The sequence below is a fragment of the Halospina denitrificans genome, from assembly GCF_004364635.1.
Taxonomy (GTDB): Bacteria; Pseudomonadota; Gammaproteobacteria; order Pseudomonadales; family Oleiphilaceae; genus Halospina; species Halospina denitrificans.
The window spans coordinates 561,369-576,766 of the sequence record NZ_SOAX01000001.1; the positions used below are offsets into that span (position 1 = coordinate 561,369).

At 59.2% G+C, this 15,398-nt stretch carries 16 protein-coding genes and 1 pseudogene; 9 read left to right on the forward strand and 8 right to left on the reverse strand.

What is annotated here, in order from left to right:
* Positions 1–281 precede the first annotated feature (281 nt).
* The 4 genes from DES49_RS02675 to DES49_RS02690 all read left to right on the forward strand — a co-directional run bounded on the left by DES49_RS02675 (position 282) and on the right by DES49_RS02690 (position 4,153).
* The gene (locus tag DES49_RS02675; RefSeq protein WP_133734821.1) at positions 282–1,277 is read left to right on the forward strand and encodes a DUF2157 domain-containing protein; all 996 of its coding nucleotides are present in this window, start codon (positions 282–284) and stop codon (positions 1,275–1,277) included.
* Positions 1,274–2,353: a DUF2157 domain-containing protein gene (locus tag DES49_RS02680; protein ID WP_208297006.1), complete on the forward strand. Its 1,080-nt coding sequence runs from the start codon at positions 1,274–1,276 to the stop codon at positions 2,351–2,353. The genes DES49_RS02675 and DES49_RS02680 overlap by 4 nt, the downstream gene beginning before the upstream one ends.
* Positions 2,354–2,626: 273 nt before the next feature.
* Positions 2,627–3,673, forward strand: coding sequence for a helix-turn-helix domain-containing protein (locus tag DES49_RS02685; RefSeq protein ID WP_133734822.1), 1,047 nt, complete (start codon positions 2,627–2,629; stop codon positions 3,671–3,673).
* Positions 3,674–4,153: a PIN domain-containing protein gene (locus DES49_RS02690; protein ID WP_133734823.1), complete on the forward strand. Its 480-nt coding sequence runs from the start codon at positions 3,674–3,676 to the stop codon at positions 4,151–4,153.
* A 150-nt stretch (positions 4,154–4,303) separates the two neighbouring features.
* Here DES49_RS02690 and DES49_RS02695 read toward each other — a convergent pair whose 3' ends face one another.
* A complete protein-coding gene (locus DES49_RS02695) occupies positions 4,304–6,505 on the reverse strand; it encodes a LemA family protein (RefSeq protein ID WP_133734824.1) in 2,202 nt (733 codons plus the stop codon).
* A 153-nt stretch (positions 6,506–6,658) separates the two neighbouring features.
* Here DES49_RS02695 and DES49_RS02700 point away from each other — a divergent pair, with 153 nt between their 5' ends.
* A complete protein-coding gene (locus DES49_RS02700) occupies positions 6,659–6,868 on the forward strand; it encodes an addiction module protein (RefSeq protein ID WP_133734825.1) in 210 nt (69 codons plus the stop codon).
* A 66-nt stretch (positions 6,869–6,934) separates the two neighbouring features.
* On the opposite strand, the gene DES49_RS02705 is transcribed toward DES49_RS02700, so the two are convergent.
* Genes DES49_RS02705 through DES49_RS15695 form a run of 3 tightly spaced genes read right to left on the reverse strand, consistent with a single transcriptional unit; the run spans position 6,935 to position 8,454 of the window.
* On the reverse strand, positions 6,935–7,555 hold the full coding sequence (locus DES49_RS02705; protein ID WP_133734826.1) for a hypothetical protein: 621 nt from the start codon (positions 7,553–7,555) through the stop codon (positions 6,935–6,937).
* A gap of 28 nt (positions 7,556–7,583) precedes the next feature.
* Positions 7,584–8,303: an arginine N-succinyltransferase gene (locus DES49_RS02710; protein ID WP_243864834.1), complete on the reverse strand. Its 720-nt coding sequence runs from the start codon at positions 8,301–8,303 to the stop codon at positions 7,584–7,586.
* Between the two features lie 16 nt (positions 8,304–8,319).
* Positions 8,320–8,454 carry a hypothetical protein gene (locus DES49_RS15695; RefSeq protein ID WP_279591367.1) on the reverse strand — a complete coding sequence of 45 codons (135 nt, stop codon included), beginning with the start codon at positions 8,452–8,454 and terminating at the stop codon, positions 8,320–8,322.
* Positions 8,455–8,606: 152 nt separating this feature from the next.
* On the opposite strand from DES49_RS15695, the gene DES49_RS02715 reads away from it, so the two are divergent.
* The 4 genes from DES49_RS02715 (at position 8,607) to DES49_RS02730 (ending at position 11,558) form a co-directional block, all read left to right on the forward strand.
* On the forward strand, positions 8,607–8,906 hold the full coding sequence (locus DES49_RS02715) for a type II toxin-antitoxin system RelE/ParE family toxin (protein ID WP_133734827.1): 300 nt from the start codon (positions 8,607–8,609) through the stop codon (positions 8,904–8,906).
* A complete protein-coding gene (locus DES49_RS02720) occupies positions 8,906–9,244 on the forward strand; it encodes an addiction module antidote protein (RefSeq protein WP_133734828.1) in 339 nt (112 codons plus the stop codon). Before DES49_RS02715 ends, DES49_RS02720 begins: the two co-directional genes overlap by 1 nt.
* A 157-nt stretch (positions 9,245–9,401) precedes the next feature.
* Complete coding sequence (locus DES49_RS02725) at positions 9,402–10,373, forward strand: transporter substrate-binding domain-containing protein (protein WP_133734829.1); 972 nt, start codon at positions 9,402–9,404, stop codon at positions 10,371–10,373.
* A gap of 255 nt (positions 10,374–10,628) precedes the next feature.
* Positions 10,629–11,558, forward strand: a complete 930-nt coding sequence (locus tag DES49_RS02730; protein ID WP_166645964.1) for a lysophospholipid acyltransferase family protein — start codon at positions 10,629–10,631, stop codon at positions 11,556–11,558.
* A gap of 104 nt (positions 11,559–11,662) precedes the next feature.
* Here the strand turns inward: DES49_RS02730 and DES49_RS02735 are convergent, their stop codons facing one another.
* The 4 genes and pseudogenes from DES49_RS02735 to DES49_RS15455 form a co-directional block, all read right to left on the reverse strand.
* Positions 11,663–13,069: a hypothetical protein gene (locus DES49_RS02735; protein WP_133734831.1), complete on the reverse strand. Its 1,407-nt coding sequence runs from the start codon at positions 13,067–13,069 to the stop codon at positions 11,663–11,665.
* 44 nt (positions 13,070–13,113) lie between these two features.
* A complete protein-coding gene (locus DES49_RS02740; RefSeq protein WP_243864836.1) occupies positions 13,114–14,106 on the reverse strand; it encodes a c-type cytochrome in 993 nt (330 codons plus the stop codon).
* Positions 14,107–14,123: 17 nt separating this feature from the next.
* On the reverse strand, positions 14,124–14,786 hold the full coding sequence (locus tag DES49_RS02745; protein WP_133734832.1) for a c-type cytochrome: 663 nt from the start codon (positions 14,784–14,786) through the stop codon (positions 14,124–14,126).
* Positions 14,787–15,097: 311 nt separating this feature from the next.
* Positions 15,098–15,398 (reverse strand): annotated as a pseudogene (locus DES49_RS15455) (hypothetical protein); the annotation flags it as partial.

The window sequence follows — 15,398 nt, forward strand, 5'->3', positions numbered from 1 at the left end:
TCGTCTCCGGCGAGGACCGGATCCTGATCTGGACGGACATCGTCCACCTCCCCGGCATCCAGTTCCCGCGCCCCGAGGCCACGGTCGCCTTCGACCCACCCCAGGCCGCACCACTATGCGATTGGCCCATTGTAGGTCGGAGAACTCTAATTACGCATGCACCGACTTTAGGGGATGGTTACAGACCGTCTTTCCGGCGTTACGCGCGTCCAGGTCGGTGGTTAGCCTTTTCGCTATAGACTAAGCTCAACAGTTCAAGGCGGCGTGTCGTTGGAGGGACGATGAGCAGGGCTTTCAAAGGGAAAATGGCGCAGGAAATCACGGATTGGGAAAACACCGGCCTGATCGGTCGCGATCTGTCCGAGTTGCTGCACCAGCGCTATGATCCCCGGCCTTTCAGCGGTGCTCTGTTTTTAAAGTGGCTTGGCCTGTTTGCCATCTTCATGCTGGCGCTGTCCTTCCTTGGCGTCGTCGGCACCATCCTGGCCAGCGTCTCCCCGGTGTTTTCCGCCCTTTGCCTGATGGCGGTGTCCGGTGGTGTCCTCTACTTTGGCGCCAGGCTGGCCTCGGATAAACAACAAAAACATCCCGTCACTGGGCAGGCCCTGCTTACGATCGGCCTGGTTGGATTCTATTCCAGCATGACAACGATTTATCTGATTAACAGTGACAGGCCCTACGCCGATGTGCATGCCTGGTTACTGTTGATTGGCAGCGCGGCCGCTCTGGTCACGGCTTATCACTTTCGCCTGCGGTGGCCATTACTGATTGGCCTGCTGATGTTCTTTCATGGCGTTGGTAGTTCCTCCGGCTACTGGGGGCACGGCAGCTACTTTTTCCATATTCATGATGAGCGCTTGATGGCTGTCGTCGCCTTGCTGGTCGCGATACTGGGCGTTTGGCACGAGAGCAGGCTGGAGGTCACCCGATTCAAGCACTGCATTGGTTTTGGGCATATGTACATTATCTTCGGGCTGCTTTACCTGAACCTGTCGTTCTGGTTGCTGAGTCTCGAGGCTTATGAATCCGCTTCAGTCCTCTGGGTCCTGATCTTTACTGCGTCAAGCGTTGCCCAGATCGTGGCTGGCGCCCGTTTGAAAGATGCACGCTTTACCGGGTTCGGAATCGTTTTTCTGAGTATCAACCTGTACACCCGCCTGTTTGAACATTTCTGGGACGATATGTCGAAGGCCCTGTTCTTCATTCTGGCCGGTGCGGTGGCCCTGACGCTGGCCTATCTCTTCGAGCGGCAGTTGAAACCGGTGACCAACACATGACGCCACAGCGTTTTAACGTCAACATGCAGCGGCAGCTGAATCGCCTGCTGCGCGAGGGCGTCATCGATGATGGGCTCCATGCCAGATTGTCCGCACGCTATCCGACGACGACCTGGGACTGGACCTCTCTCGGTCGATGGTTCGGCGTTTTCGGTGCGATCAGTCTTGCCGTCGGTATTGGCCTGTTTGCCCGGGAGTGGACCGAATTTTCCATGGTCAAGCTTGCCTGGGGGCTGGGTTTACTCATGGTGGCCCTGTTTACACTGGGGCTGAAACTCGACAGGGCGCGCTTCACGATGACGCGCCTTTCGTTACAGTTGTGCGGGTCTCTCACGCTGATTGGCCTCACTTTTACGCTGGGCTACATCTTCTCCACCGGTTCCGGCAACTGGCCGGCTTTATTGTTGGTCGATCTCGTCATCCTGATTCCGCTCGCCTATATTCTGCGAAATGTATTGATCCTGATCTTGTCGGCCGTGGTGTTCTTTGTCTGGTTCGGCGGCTTTACCGGCTACTCGTCGGGTTGGGGTGCCTACTGGTTTGGCATGAACTACCCGTTGCGTTTCCTCTTGGCCGGAATCGTGATCATTCTGATGGGCCTCCTGCACCGTGTGAACGAGGACAGCCTGCTCGCCAACTACCGCGAGTTCTATAAAGTGTGGTTATCCGGCGGCCTGTTCTTCAGCGAAATGGCGCTGTGGCTGTTGTCATTATTTGGCAACTTCAACCTCGAAGAAAGCCGTTGGCATAACGAGACCGCCGGCGAGCTGTTGTTGTCTAACCTGCTGTGGATCGGCCTGAATATCGGGCTGTTGTTCCTCGGCGCCAAATACCTGATGCGCATGCTGCGCGGCTATGGAGTGACGTTCCTGATCATCCAGGGCTATACGCTGTTTTTCTGGCATGTCTACGGCGACCTCGGTCTCATTCTGGGATCCGCGGTAGCCGGTGCCAGCGCGCTGGGTCTGGTGTTCTGGCTCGAGGAGCAGAGACGCACCCGTAGTGATCAGACCGCGCAGAAGTCGCTATTGACCAGTCCGGCTACCGCATCGTCTCCGGCGAGGACCGGATCCTGATCTGGACGGACATCGTCCACCTCCCCGCGCCCCGAGGTCACGGTTGCCTTCGATGTCGACCCGCCCCAGGCCGCCGCCACCCGCCGCCACCCGCCGCCACCCGCCGCCGCCCGCCGCCGCATCATGGCCGAACTGGCCGAATCCCGGGAACTGGTCGCCGGGCACCATCTGGATTTTCCGGGGAGTACCCTCTCACCTCGACGCCTTCGCTTTGTCGGTTTATAATATGTATAAAAATGGTAAATTTATAAACCGATAATATCTGGGGACACCATGATTGGTGAGCGTTTACAGCGTGCCCGCAAGGCTGCCGGCCTTTCGATGGATGCACTCGCCCGGCAGGCTGGCGTTAGTGCCACCATGATCAGCAAGTATGAGAAAGATCGCAGCATGCCGAATTCCGGGGTGCTTATGGCGCTCGCAAAAGCGCTGGGTGTGCGCAGTGAGTATTTCTTTCGCCCGGTGAAGGTCAGCCTTGAGGGTGTTGAGTATCGCAAGCGGTCATCCGCTCCGGCGTCCCTGCTCAAGCGCATCGAAGCCGATGTTCTGGATCAGGCCGAACGCTGGCAGATGCTCGCGGATCTGTGGCCCAATTTTCCGCTGCCCGATTTCCGTTTGCCTGAATTTCTGCCTGATCGGATAGGAACTCTGGATGAAATTGAGGATGTCGCTGACCGGGTTCGAGATGCGTGGAACCTGGGTCGCAACCCGATTCCGGACTTGATTGATGAACTGGAGGGTCGGGGAATCCTGGTTATCCTGACCGAGGTCGATGATCTGGCGAAGTTCGACGGACTTCAGGCGACTGTCGCAGGTAAGCCATTCATTGTTGTGTCGAGCCATTGGCCGGGAGATCGGCAACGCTTCACTCTGGCTCATGAGCTGGGGCACCTGATCCTGAATGAGCGATTGGATGCTTCGGTTGACGAGGAGAAGGCGTGCGACCGTTTTGCCTCGTCTTTCCTGCTGCCCGCATGCAGTCTGCGCCAGCAGTTGGGGGAGCACCGTCGGAATCTGGAAGTACGGGAGCTGCTCCTGCTCAAGCATGAGTATGGCCTCAGCATGGGTGCCTGTCTCTATCGGGCCGGTGATCTTGGAATCATCAGTGCCAGTCGTCGCGGCCAGCTCTTCAAGCTCTTTAGCCAGAAAGGTTGGCGTAAGCACGAACCCGGTGAGCCATATCCCCAGGAGGAGAGCCACCTTTTCGCCCAGATGGTTTATCGCGCCCTGGGTGAGGGGATTATCGGGGAGTCCAAGGCGGCGGAACTTCTCAAGAAGCCGCTGATGACGTTCCATCGTGAGCGTAAGCTGGCTTCGTAAATGCCCCTGTTGATCAGTGACGCCAATATTTTCATTGATCTGGAAGAGGGCGGTCTGATCGCCGAGCTATTTCAGCTTCCTCACGAAATCATGACGCCGGACATCCTCTATGAGGAAGAGCTGGATGAGCAGCATGCTCATTTGCTGGAAATGGGGCTGAGGCTGGGTGAGCTCACGCCCGATACGATGGTTGAGGCCTACAGGCTGATAGAGACCTACCGCGACCCTGGTAGCAATGACTGTTTCGCAATGGCGCTGGCGAGGCAGGAACAATGCCCCCTCCTGACTGGGGATAGCGCCCTGCGAGCTGCTGCGCACTCAGAGGGAATAGAAGTCAGAGGGACTCTGTGGGTCGTTGAGGCGTTGGTCAGTGAGGGAAGGATTACCAGAGCCCAGGCTGAATACTCATACAAGAGGATGAAAGCTGCCGATAGAAGGCTTCCCTGGAAAGAGGCTTTTGAGAGATTGGCTTCCCTTTAAGGAATCAAGTCTGATCCGTGTGCCGATTCTGGTTCAAAGGCAGCTTGTAGCCTCCGCCCAGGGAAATGGAGGCACTGTGTAAGCGGTCATTCTAAGACACCCTGCCGCTCCAGATTACTTTCACCCTCGTGCCGATCTGGGGAAGAAAGCCTATTTCCCGGTCGAGAAGTAATCAAACGGCTTGAATCGAAATAACCTCGCAAGGATGAGATCTGGAAAGGATTGGATCCGGGTGTTGTAGATCTGGGCGCTGTCGCTGTAGCTGATCCTGAGCAGTGACAGGTAGTTTTCGGTTCGCGTCATGATGTCCATGAATTGCTTGATGACGCTGTGATTCTTGAGCTCCGGATAGTTCTCAATGCGGGCCATAACCTTGCGCTTCACTTTCTGCTCGAAGCCAATGAGCCGGTCTGTTTTCTGCGGCGTGTCTACATCACGGAGATCAACCGACCGGAGTTTGCTGATGGCCTTCTGAAGCGTCTGCTCGTGATCCATTGAGGCTTTAACGACCTGTTCCAGGCTGGGCCAGAGATCCTGGCGCTGTTTGAGGATGATGTCGATGTTGGCGCGTGCTCGGCTGACGCGGTTCTTCAGGAAGACAATGTCGTTGTAATGCAGGATGCCGATGTAGCTCATCAGCACCAATGGAACGGCCAGTGCTGACACCAGCAGGTTATCGGGGCTGAAGTTGCCGTCGGCGGCCAGGAAGGCGGTGGTTGCGAACAGGATCAGGCCCAGGCTCACGCCAACGCCAACAAAGCCCTTGGCACCGCGATCAATCAGGATGTCGTCTTCTTCGCGGGCACTGATGAGGAAAGGAGAGTCACTGTCCTCTCTGATCGTCAGGCGGTCAGGATGCGCCTCATCCAGCTCCGCAAACCCCAGGCAGTACACATTGATGAAGGTGTCGAGAAGGCGAACGGAGTAGCGGCGGTCGCCATGGGTCTCGGAGGTGACCTCGTGGTACTCGACGCTGGCACCCTCGGGTTCGACCTTGATTCGGCCCGAATCGTCTTCAAGCCAGAAGGGGACAGATTCGGTGCGATGCTCAATGGTTTTCCAGCTGGCTTTTTTGCCATGCCCGCGCTTCTCCTCAACCTTGTAATCAAACGCAACGCATTTTTTGTCCAGGAGGGGGTCGCGAATGAACGGGCACTCGTCGTCGACGTTGATCATTCCTTTCAGTTCGCACAATCCGAAACTGGCGCTCCGGGCGCTGATGGTCGGCAGCGCTTCAACCAGGCGCTTCAGCTTGACCGTGCGTATCGCCAGCCACAGCAGCAGCACGGCGACGAGCGCGCTGCCCGCCGAGATCGCGAAACTGACCGTGGAATGGGCGAACCGCCCCCGGGGTCGGCTATCCGCAATGGCCTCTGCTCGCGCGCGAGTGTCTTCAGACAGCTTGGGTAACGGCAGTTGGTTGTCCAGGACACGGCCGGCCATCCAGCGATCAAGCAGGCCACTGGTGTTTCGGTCGATGAGTTGTCTCAAAGCGGCGACATCGGCCAGTGCTGCTTCGGTTCCGGGCTGGTTGGTCGCCTGCTGGTACCGGGTTTCGTAAAGGGTCGCGATCGACTGCCATTCTTTCTGCATTTGCGTGATGCCGAGTACCGACAGCGTGCCGGTGACCGACAGGGTCATGACAATGAGATAGACCCAGAATCGGTGAATCCGGAGCGCTGGCAACACCAGTGCGATCCCCAGTGCCAGCAGTCCGGTGGCGAGAGAGATGCGGATGGCGGCATTGAACAGCCGGTCGCCGCTGTCTTTGCCCAGCGTCTGTCCGGAGACCAGCGCGGGCAGATGCAGATCGGACAGGCCCTGAAAGGTCATGGCGTTGCGTGATGGGGCGTAGTTGCCGACGACGCTGACCGAGTCGCCGGGCTCGAGTGCCCATTCGGTATAGGTGCGGTCGCCGCGCTCGGATTGATAGGACTGTGAAATGTTCCAGTCCAGGCGCTCGACCGCCTTGGGGGGATCGATGGTGACCTGCCCGGAGTCATCGCTGACTGTGAATCGTTTGTTCCTCTGGCCGGATTCAATAACCCGGGTACGCAGGTCGCCATCGGAGTCCCGGTATTGCTCCGTGAGTTCGTACTTGTAGTAGAGCGCGGAGGTGTTTGAATAGGGCGTCCTGAGCGTGCCGTTTTGTGTCTCGGCGTTGCCCGAGATCAGGTAGGGACCATCGGCCAGGGCGTCGATGGGGGTGACAGGCAAACGTTCCAGCTGGCGCGCCTCCGTCAGTTGGCCGAGCCCTTGCTGCATGAAGTAGTAGGTGCCCACCAGACACAGCAGTGCCAAAACCACAGCGACGGTGTGCCCCGTAAAGCTTGCAAAATTGATCCTGTTCATACTGGTTCTGCCTTCCAATGCCGTTGTCCCTGACGTGTCATTGCCACTATAGGTGATCGTTTTTCGATTTGCCTTGTCGCATGCGCGCGAAAGCAAGCCAGGTCGTGAGTGTGGCTGTCCGGTGAGGTATCGTTGTCGTTCAGGAGGTGCTTCATGAATCCAGGTATCAGAGACTTGCCAATAGACGAGCGTATCCAGCTCGTGGAAGACGTCTGGGACAGTATCGCTGAGGATCAGGAAAAGCTTGAGTTGACTCAGGCGCAGCGGGAAGAGCTGGATCGAAGGCTGAATGCTTATGAGCAGGATGGCGAATCAGGCAGTGATGCTGGAACAGTTCTGGAAGGCATACGCCGGAGACTATGACTTTCGGTTTAAGGCCCATCGCGGCATCATCTTTATCCGGAATGGGTGGGCAAGCCCTACGGTCGACTAAAAGCGCAGCGTCAGCCCGGCGCTCGCTTCCACCTGAATAAAGCCACTGCTGTCAAAGACTGCGGCACAACCGCCGGAACAGAATACCGAGGCGCCGCTGTCGAGGGCCGTGTAGATGCCTCGCAGGTCAAATCGCATCAACAGGTTCTGGCTCAAGGGCAGCTTGTAGCCGCCGCCCAGGGAGATGGAGGCACGGTTATGGTTTCTGAGGCCATCCGGTTTGGGCTCCAGCCGGGTCAGGCCCGCCACGCCGGACACAAACGCGCCGGTCGTCCCCCCTTCGGGAAAATACAGGCCGCCGAACTGCAACTGATAGATAACCACATCCAGGGCAGTAGCCGTGGGGGTGAAAATGGGCTCGGAGGGGTGAACCCGGGTTTCCTGGCGGGCGACGTAGAGTTCCGCCTGCTTGCCCGTTTCCGCCAGATCCACGTTCAGGGTCAGGCCCAGGCTGCGGGTGTCGTCGAACGTCAGATCCTCCGTGGTGCTGGCGCCGGCACTGCGAACTTCAAAATCCCCGCCGAGCCGGTATCCGGCAAAAGGGGTCAGCTCCACGCCGGCCTGTGCAACCATGGGCAGCAGGCAGGCGGCAAGCAGCAGGCTGTGGCGTTGTCCCATGGCCAGTCTCCTCTGGAAGTGGCATCCGTTATTCCCTGAGCTTCAGAACCAGTTGACCGTCCTCAACATGCACGCTGTCGACGCCGTCCGCGAAGGATCGCCAGAATCCCGGAGCGTCTGCATACTCGTTGACCAGATCAACGTTCTTGAGGTGGCCCAGCCACGCGTTGGGAAGGGGCACGCCCATGACGCTGACGCCTTTGAGTTTGACGACGGGCTTGTCGTTGTTAACGGCCAACTCCACACCCGCATGAACCCGCAGAGTCTGCCCGCCGAGCAGGGGAAAACCCTCTTCAAGGGGCACCAGCAGCACGACACTGAGCAGGTCCTGGGATAGATCAACCGCCAGCTTCCGAGCCAGATCGGTGTTGTTCGCCAGCATCCCGTTGAGTTCACGCTCACTGAAGCGAACCTCCCTGCTGGCGCCCGCCTCGCTGTAGGGTTCGGGCTCTGCTGCAGGGCTTGAGGGTTCCCGCGTCTCAACGCCCAGGACACGCAGCTTGCTCTGGAGTGTGCGCTGTTCGGAGGTGTTCAGTTCAACGGGATCGAACGCTTCCACAAATACATACTGGCTCAAGACCCAGTAACTGACCCCGACGGTGACAACGATGGCGAGCAGTACAATCCCCAGTACCTGCCAGCCACTGAAGCCCTTTTTCACCGCCTGGCCATGTGTCTGCTGACCGGATTCGTCCATAACGGGCTCTTCTCCCACATCCGTTTCCCCGTACCCTGATTCATGGTTCATCTTCCCGCATTCCAGCTCAAGCCGCCACCACCGCCGCCGCATCATGGCCGAACTGGCCGAATCCCGGGAACTGGTCGCCGGGCACCATCTGGATTTTCCGGGAATCGGGTATGTGGCTGAAGACGGGGATGGGTTTCGGTTTTTGCCGCATGTTTGGCGGCCTACGGTTTAGGAAAAACCCCAAAAGCGGCCATATAAGACGCTTTCAGGATTGAAAATAAACTTATCCCAATTCATGAGCACGTTTCCGGTGGGTCCTGTCCGCGCTTGCCTTGGGTGTATCCTTTGGGATACAGTTCAGTTATGGAAATCAGGAAAACGGACTTTTTTGCAAGGTGGCTGGATGGCCTCCGTGATACCAGAGCCAGAGCCCGTGTTCAGGTCAGGATAGAACGCCTGGCGATGGGGAATCCGGGAGACGTTAAAGCAGTTGGAGAGGGCGTCTCGGAACTCAGGATTCAGTATGGGCCGGGCTACAGGGTTTACTTCAAGCAGCAGGGCAACACCCTGATTCTGCTTCTGGTGGGAGGCGATAAAAGCACTCAGAAGAAAGATATTCAAACGGCTCTGGAGTTGGCGCGGAATCTGGAAGGAGTGGATTGATGGGGCAGACAACGACAACACGCTATGACGTAGCGGACCATCTTCGTACTCCGGAAGAGATGGCGGCTTATCTGGAAGCGTGCTTTGAGGAAGCGAATGGCGATGCGGCCTTCATTGCCAAGGCGCTGGGTGATATTGCTAGGGCCAAAGGTATGTCCCTGGTGGCGAGGGAAGCCGGGCTTTCACGGGAGAGCCTTTACAAGGCCCTTTCCGGCGAGCGGACGCCCGGTTTTGATACGGTTCTTAAGGTAATGGCAGCTCTGGGTCTCCAGCTTCATGCTGAGCCATTGGTTTCCAGGGACCTCGCTGCTGACAAATCCGGTGAGCGGACGCGTTAGAGTGCGTTCAAGGTCCTGACAAAACAATTCCAGGCCGCCCACCGCCTCATCGCCGCCGCCGGTTTGTAGTATCCCTCGTACTCAAGCCATGTTTTGGCTGTGTTTAAAGGAAACACATACTACCCTTTGTTGTGTTGTCTTTCTCTTGGAGCGGTGTATGTACCAAGTCAGGCGTATTGTGTTTCTGGCGGCCATAGTGGCTGTGGTTGGCTGCACAAATGATGAGGGGCAGGCCCGCACCCTTGAGGCCATCAAGGAGGAGGGGACACTGGTGGTGCTGACCCGTAACGCGCCGACCACGTGGTATCTGGGGCGGGACGGCGAACCCACGGGGCCCGAGTACGATATGGTCGAGGCCTTTGCATCGCACCTGGGTGTTGAGGTGGCTTACAAGATCAAGCCGTCGATCCGCTCCATCACCGAAGGCATTGCAAACGGGGAAGGGGATCTGGCCGCGGCTGGATTGACGATTACCCCCAAACGCCGGGAACGCTTTCGTTTCGGGCCGCCCTACCAGGATGTGACCCAACAGGTTGTGTGCCGTCGCGATAACGTCCAGCCCGAGTCTGTTGAGGAGCTGGTGGGGCTGGAACTTACGGTGATCGCGGATAGCAGCTATGTGGAGCGACTGGAAACGCTTAAAGAGACCCATCCCGAGCTCGAGTGGCAAACCGTGGATAACGTTTCCACCGAGCAGCTCCTCTATGACGTCTGGCACCGCGAGATCGACTGTACCATTGCCGACTCCAATATTGTCGATCACAACCGGCGTTACTTCCCGGAGCTGATCGCGCCGTTCAACCTCAACCGCTCAGAGTCACTGGGCTGGATGATGGCGAAGCCGCGCAGGGACCTTGAGAGCGCCGTTGCGTCCTGGCTAGAAGCGTTCCGCGAGAGTGGTCGTCTGGCGGTCGTGAAAGAGCGTTATTATGGCTATTTTGAAGTCTTTGATTACGTGGACACACGTCGTTTGATCCGCAGAATTGATAAGCGGTATCCGAAGTACCGGAGTTATTTCAAGACGGCCGCGGAACAATACGATCTTCCTTATATTCTGCTTTCCGCCCAGGGGTACCAGGAGTCGCACTGGCGTGCCCTTGCCCGCAGCCCGACCATGTCGGCGGGTTGATCGATGCCGACGATCAGCCGGTCTTCCCGCAGGCGAGGGTGCTGGTGCCGGCCGGCATCATCTGGATTTTCCGGGGATCGGTTTCTGCCACATGATCTCCTTGTCAGAGCTTTATCATATCGGTAAGCGGTACTAGGTTGTGGGGCAGGGTCAGTGTAAAGAGCCTTCGCCCTGGATGGCGCATTGTCTGTACACTGCCACTCCAAAACGTCAGTGGCCTCTCTGGATGGTGTATCGGGTCACTCTGGCGCTGTCTTGCTCAAGTTCTGGAGTATTGAGTCATTGAAAAATGCCGGCGCACAAGCGGGAATCTGGCTGATCCATCTGCTCGCGCTCCTGCCGCTACCGATAGCGCACGCACTCGGTGGACTCCTCGGGCGTATCCTCTGGTGGACCGGCAGCGAGAGCGCACGTATAGCCCGTATTAACCTCCGCATCTGCTTTCCTGAATTCACACCGGAACAGGTGGACCAGATGGCCCGGGACTGTCTGGTTGCCTACGGCAGGACCTGTACCGAGATGGGCATGTCGTGGTGCTGGCCCATTCCGAAGGTGCAGGAGCTGATTACCCATGTTGAAGGCCTCGAGTACCTGCAGCAGGGACTGGATCAGAAAAACGGCATTATTCTGATAGCACCCCATTTGGGAAACTGGGAAATCCTGAACCATTTTTTCCGTCAGTACCTGTATATGACCGTCATGTACAGGCCAGTCAAAGTACCTGCCGTGGATAATTTTATCTTTGAAACGCGCAAACGTGTGGGCGTTGGTCTTGTGCCGGCCAGCCGCGAAGGCGTTATGGCTCTTTTCGAGATACTGGAAAATAATGGCGTTGTCGCGGTTTTGCCGGATCAGAAGCCACGTCCTAAAAGCGGCGTGATCGCGCCGTTTTTCGGCTACCCCGCCCTGACCGGAAAACTGATTGGTGAACTTGCCGCCGAGACAGACGCCTATCTGCTTTGCTGCTATGCCAAAAGGCTGGAAAACGGCGGCTATGGTGTTGTCCTCACGCCAGGGGATCCGGAGATTCGTAACCGGGAACCAGTGGCGAGCGCCACGGCTCTTAACAAAAGCATCGAAGAGTGTATTCGGGATTGCCCGGAGCAATATCAATGGGGATATAAGCGCTTCGGGCGCCAACCGGTTCCAGAAAACGACCCTTATCGCAAAGCAGTTATTCCCTGAGCTTCAGAACCAGTTGACCGTCCTCAACATGCACGCTGTCAACGCCCTCCGCGAAGGATCGCCAGCATCCCGTTGAGTTCACGCTCACTGAAGCGAATCTCCCTTCAGCCGCCGGCGTTGAAGAGGTGGAAGTACTGCAGGAGGATCTCGTTGCCCATGGTTCTGCCAACCTTGTTGGCCGCGGCGTTGTGGGGCGCCTCCAGGTCGCGGATGCGATAGGAGAGGGTCCACTGGCTCTTGATGGGGTGGTTCCAGTACTGCAGCCCCAGGGTCAGGGTGGAGAACGTCCGTTCCGGATGTCCCTTATTGGCGAATTCATCCGCATCGAATTCGTTGAGCCGGTTCAGGACATCGTAGCGGGCCTGTAGCGCCAGCTTGTTGGGCTGTATGAACCAGGCGGCGTCCAGGTACCAGCCGTCGAATTCGTTGTCCTTGCCGGGGGCCATCTGCGGGGTGACGTCGCCAATGTCTTGGCCGGGGTTCGTGAACGGCGGATTGGTGCCGTTGTAGACCATGCCATTGCCGAAGACGTACTCCCCGGAGAAGCGCCAGGGCTGGCGGTAGTAGTGGAAGCCCAGTCCGTAGCGGTTGCGCTCGAACTCGTCGCCGTCGTCGATGGTGCCGTCCCCGCCGGCATCGAAGACCCTATCCCCTTGCTGGCTCCAGGCGAAGAACTTGACGTCCTCCCGGCGCGGGCTGCCGCGGTGGACGCCGTCGAAGACGTAGGCGGCCTGGGCCCGCAGGTAGAGGTCGCGGTTGTCGTCGTTGTCGCTGCGGTTGATGCCGTTGCCATTGCCCAGTCCGGCGGCCCAGGTCCCCTCCCAGTGGTCGGTGATCCGGAATTCGTCGAAGGCCATGGCGCCGATATCGCGGTAGGAGCTGATGGCGCCGTCGAAGCCGGTGAGGCTCTCGTCATTACCACCAGGGTTCTGGCGCACGTACCGCTCCAGCACCTGCTGCCGGCTCACCTCCGAGAAGCTGATGTAGTCGTAGGCGGGAATTGCGCGCAGCCCTTCGTCCACCAGCGGCCACTGGAATTGGCCGATACGCAGGCTCACCCCTGGCTCCCATATGTCGTCGCTGCCGCCGCCAGCGAGGTGGCGGAAGGTCATGGAGGCATCAGTGAGCTGGGGGCCTGGGCTGCCGCCTTCGGGGTCGGCCAGGCGGGTAATGCCGTTGTTGCCCCACTCGGTGAGGAAGAAGTAGTGGATGTTCTTGTCAGTATTGTTCAGCGCTCCGCGCACGCCTACCCGAGCCTGGGAGAGGTTGAAGCCGGAGCTGCTGGAGCGGTCGGGGGATAGGGTGTTGAAGATGGGGCGCTGACCGTTGGGTGCCTTGTCGCTGTCGTCGATGTCGCGGTAGGTCGGCTGGATGAAGCCGAAGACCGACATGGTCGGGGCGCCCTCGGGCGCCTCGGCGCTGTTGAGCACCAGCCAGTTGGCGGCGCTGGCCGGCACAGTGGCCAGGGCCAGCGCTGTCGCCAGCGCGGTGCGCGCGTGGATGCCGTTCATGATGGATTCCTTGTGGCTGTTCGCGGTCACCCGGCGGGGTGGGGTTACTTGGTACCCTCTCCCAGGATTTGGCCGTGGGCCTTGTGGTTAAAGAGGCACTCGTGGTCGTGCCACTTCTCTGCAGTCGTGGTCCGGTCGCCTTCCCAGCGCGGGTCCCTGGGCCGTTCATGGCTGTTCATGTAGGCGGCCACGTCCCACGCCTCCTGGTCAGAGAGGGCGGCGTGCTTCTCCACAGGGTTGGCCTTGCCCAGGGGCATGTTGTACTTGATGAAGCCCGCTGCGGTGTTGATGCGGTGCATGCCGGCACCCCAGTTGAACGCCTTCTCGCCCCACAGAGGCGGGAAGATCTGTTTGCCGTCAGCGGTGAACTTCCCGCTGCCGTCCCCGGAGTGGCAGACGGCGCACTGGGCCTCGTAGATGGATTTCCCGCGGGAGATGGAGTAGCCGTCTTCCGGTTTCTCGACACTGCGATAGCCTCGGCCGGGCAGGTTTTCGCCGAGGGGCGCGCCCCTGGCGGACCAGAACATGAATGACTGCATGTCCTTGAGGAGCTGGCTGTCCGGCTCCGGCGGGCCGCCGGCCTCGGAGTCCCCGGCGTTCATGGAGTAGGTGAAGCAGCCGCGGATGCGCTCATCCATGGTATTCACGTGGTCATTCTTGCCGCGGTACTTGGGGTAGATCCCCCAGGCGCCCCACAGGGGCGCGGAGTTGGCGGCCATGCCGCCGCCCAGGTGGCAGTTGGCGCAGTTCTGGCCGTTGCCTACGTGGCGCTTGGCCTCCGGGTGCTGCAGGGTGTTGACGAAGGCCTCCATGCCGCTGCGCACGGCCTCGCCGAACTGCCCCTCGGGGATCTCGTCCATGCCGGGATAGTCAAAGTAGCCCTCGCCACTGGCTTCGGGGGCCTCTTTCAGCTCCACCTGCTTGGTCAGGGTCTCGTCGTCCTGGGCGAACGCCGTGCCGGCGACGAGGAGGGTGGCCGCCAGGAGCAGCGCGGTATGGCGACCGGGCAGGATGATGTCTTGATGGGTCTTGTTCACGATGACCTCCACGGTGGCTATTCGGCAGACGGACGGGCGGGCTGCGAGGCGAACCAGGCGGCCACGGCCTTGATCTCTTCCTCGGTCAGGCGTTTGGCCACCGAGGCCATGAGTTCATTGGGGTCGTTTTGGCGGTCGCCGTCCTGCCACGCGGTAAACTGGTTCTCGATGTAGCTCGCGTGCTGGCCGGAGAGGGCGGGGAAATCGGCACCCACGCCGTCACCACCGGGGCCGTGACAGGCGACGCAGGAGGGGACTCCCTTGCGCCACAGGCCCTGCTCTGCAATGGCCCGGCCGCGCTCCACTACGGACTGGGCGGCATCGGTCCCCGGCGCCTCCGTCGGCGCTTCCATCTCGGCATAGTACTCGCTCACCGCGCGTCGCTCCTCGGCGGAGAGGCCCTTGGCGATGGGGTTCATGGTGGCGTTGTCGCGCTCGCCGCTGGCCATGTCGTTGAGCTGCTTGACGAGGTGGTCGGCATTCATGCCGGCCAAACGCGGCCAGCCGGCCGGGCCGTTGCCGCCCCCATCGGCGCCGTGGCAGGTGGTGCAGGCCGACGCGCCTTTATCATTGCCCTGCTGGGCCAGTTGCTCGCCGAGATCGCTGGCCGCGGTGGTGACCGGCGCCAGCGCGAGGAACAACAGCGCCGGTAGGGTCCTGAGTCGATGGAGACGTTGCATGCGCTCGCTCCTCGGTGGTTTTGGTTTCCACGGTGCCTGAATGAGCATTATATTAGAATATTATTTAATCCGAATATATCGGGCTGTCAAGCGATACGGGCTGCACAGGCCTGATTCTTGACTACCCCGGAAATTGGTACCCTTCGCTTTTTTTCAGACAAGAGCCCGGGATGACCTGTTCCATGGCAGTAATCGGCATGGACGCGCACTCGCTCAGCAAGGTGTGGCAAGTCTGGATATTGGTTGGGCGCTGAATTGTCCGTTGTCGGGATTCATTTGGATTTTCGGAGGACTGGTCTTCCTGCCGTCGACTAAAAGCGCAGCGTCAGCCCCACACTCGCTTCCACCTGAATAAAACCACTGCTTTCAAAGACCGCTGTACAGCCTCCGGAGCAGAACACGGAACCGCCACTTTCGAGCGCGGTGTAGATGCCTCGCAGGTCAAATCGCATCAACAGGTTCTGGTTCAGCGGCAGCTTGTAGCCCCCGCCCAGGGAAATGGAGGCCCGGTTATGGTTTCTGAGGCCATCCGGTTTGGGCTCCAGCCGGGTCAGGCCCGCCACGCCGGACACAAACGCGCCGGTCGTCCCCCCTTCGGGAAAATACAGGCCC

What these genes read in the sequence shown, in the direction of transcription:
- DES49_RS02675 (WP_133734821.1), top strand. Translation starts at nt 282, where the DNA reads ATGAGCAGGGCTTTCAAAGGGAAAATGGCGCAGGAAATCACGGATTGG.
- DES49_RS02680 (WP_208297006.1), top strand. Translation starts at nt 1,274, where the DNA reads ATGACGCCACAGCGTTTTAACGTCAACATGCAGCGGCAGCTGAATCGC.
- DES49_RS02685 (WP_133734822.1), top strand. Translation starts at nt 2,627, where the DNA reads ATGATTGGTGAGCGTTTACAGCGTGCCCGCAAGGCTGCCGGCCTTTCG.
- DES49_RS02690 (WP_133734823.1), top strand. Translation starts at nt 3,674, where the DNA reads ATGCCCCTGTTGATCAGTGACGCCAATATTTTCATTGATCTGGAAGAG.
- DES49_RS02695 (WP_133734824.1), bottom strand. Translation starts at nt 6,505, where the DNA reads ATGAACAGGATCAATTTTGCAAGCTTTACGGGGCACACCGTCGCTGTG.
- DES49_RS02700 (WP_133734825.1), top strand. Translation starts at nt 6,659, where the DNA reads ATGAATCCAGGTATCAGAGACTTGCCAATAGACGAGCGTATCCAGCTC.
- DES49_RS02705 (WP_133734826.1), bottom strand. Translation starts at nt 7,555, where the DNA reads ATGGGACAACGCCACAGCCTGCTGCTTGCCGCCTGCCTGCTGCCCATG.
- DES49_RS02710 (WP_243864834.1), bottom strand. Translation starts at nt 8,303, where the DNA reads ATGAACCATGAATCAGGGTACGGGGAAACGGATGTGGGAGAAGAGCCC.
- DES49_RS15695 (WP_279591367.1), bottom strand. Translation starts at nt 8,454, where the DNA reads ATGCGGCAAAAACCGAAACCCATCCCCGTCTTCAGCCACATACCCGAT.
- DES49_RS02715 (WP_133734827.1), top strand. Translation starts at nt 8,607, where the DNA reads ATGGAAATCAGGAAAACGGACTTTTTTGCAAGGTGGCTGGATGGCCTC.
- DES49_RS02720 (WP_133734828.1), top strand. Translation starts at nt 8,906, where the DNA reads ATGGGGCAGACAACGACAACACGCTATGACGTAGCGGACCATCTTCGT.
- DES49_RS02725 (WP_133734829.1), top strand. Translation starts at nt 9,402, where the DNA reads ATGTACCAAGTCAGGCGTATTGTGTTTCTGGCGGCCATAGTGGCTGTG.
- DES49_RS02735 (WP_133734831.1), bottom strand. Translation starts at nt 13,069, where the DNA reads ATGAACGGCATCCACGCGCGCACCGCGCTGGCGACAGCGCTGGCCCTG.
- DES49_RS02745 (WP_133734832.1), bottom strand. Translation starts at nt 14,786, where the DNA reads ATGCAACGTCTCCATCGACTCAGGACCCTACCGGCGCTGTTGTTCCTC.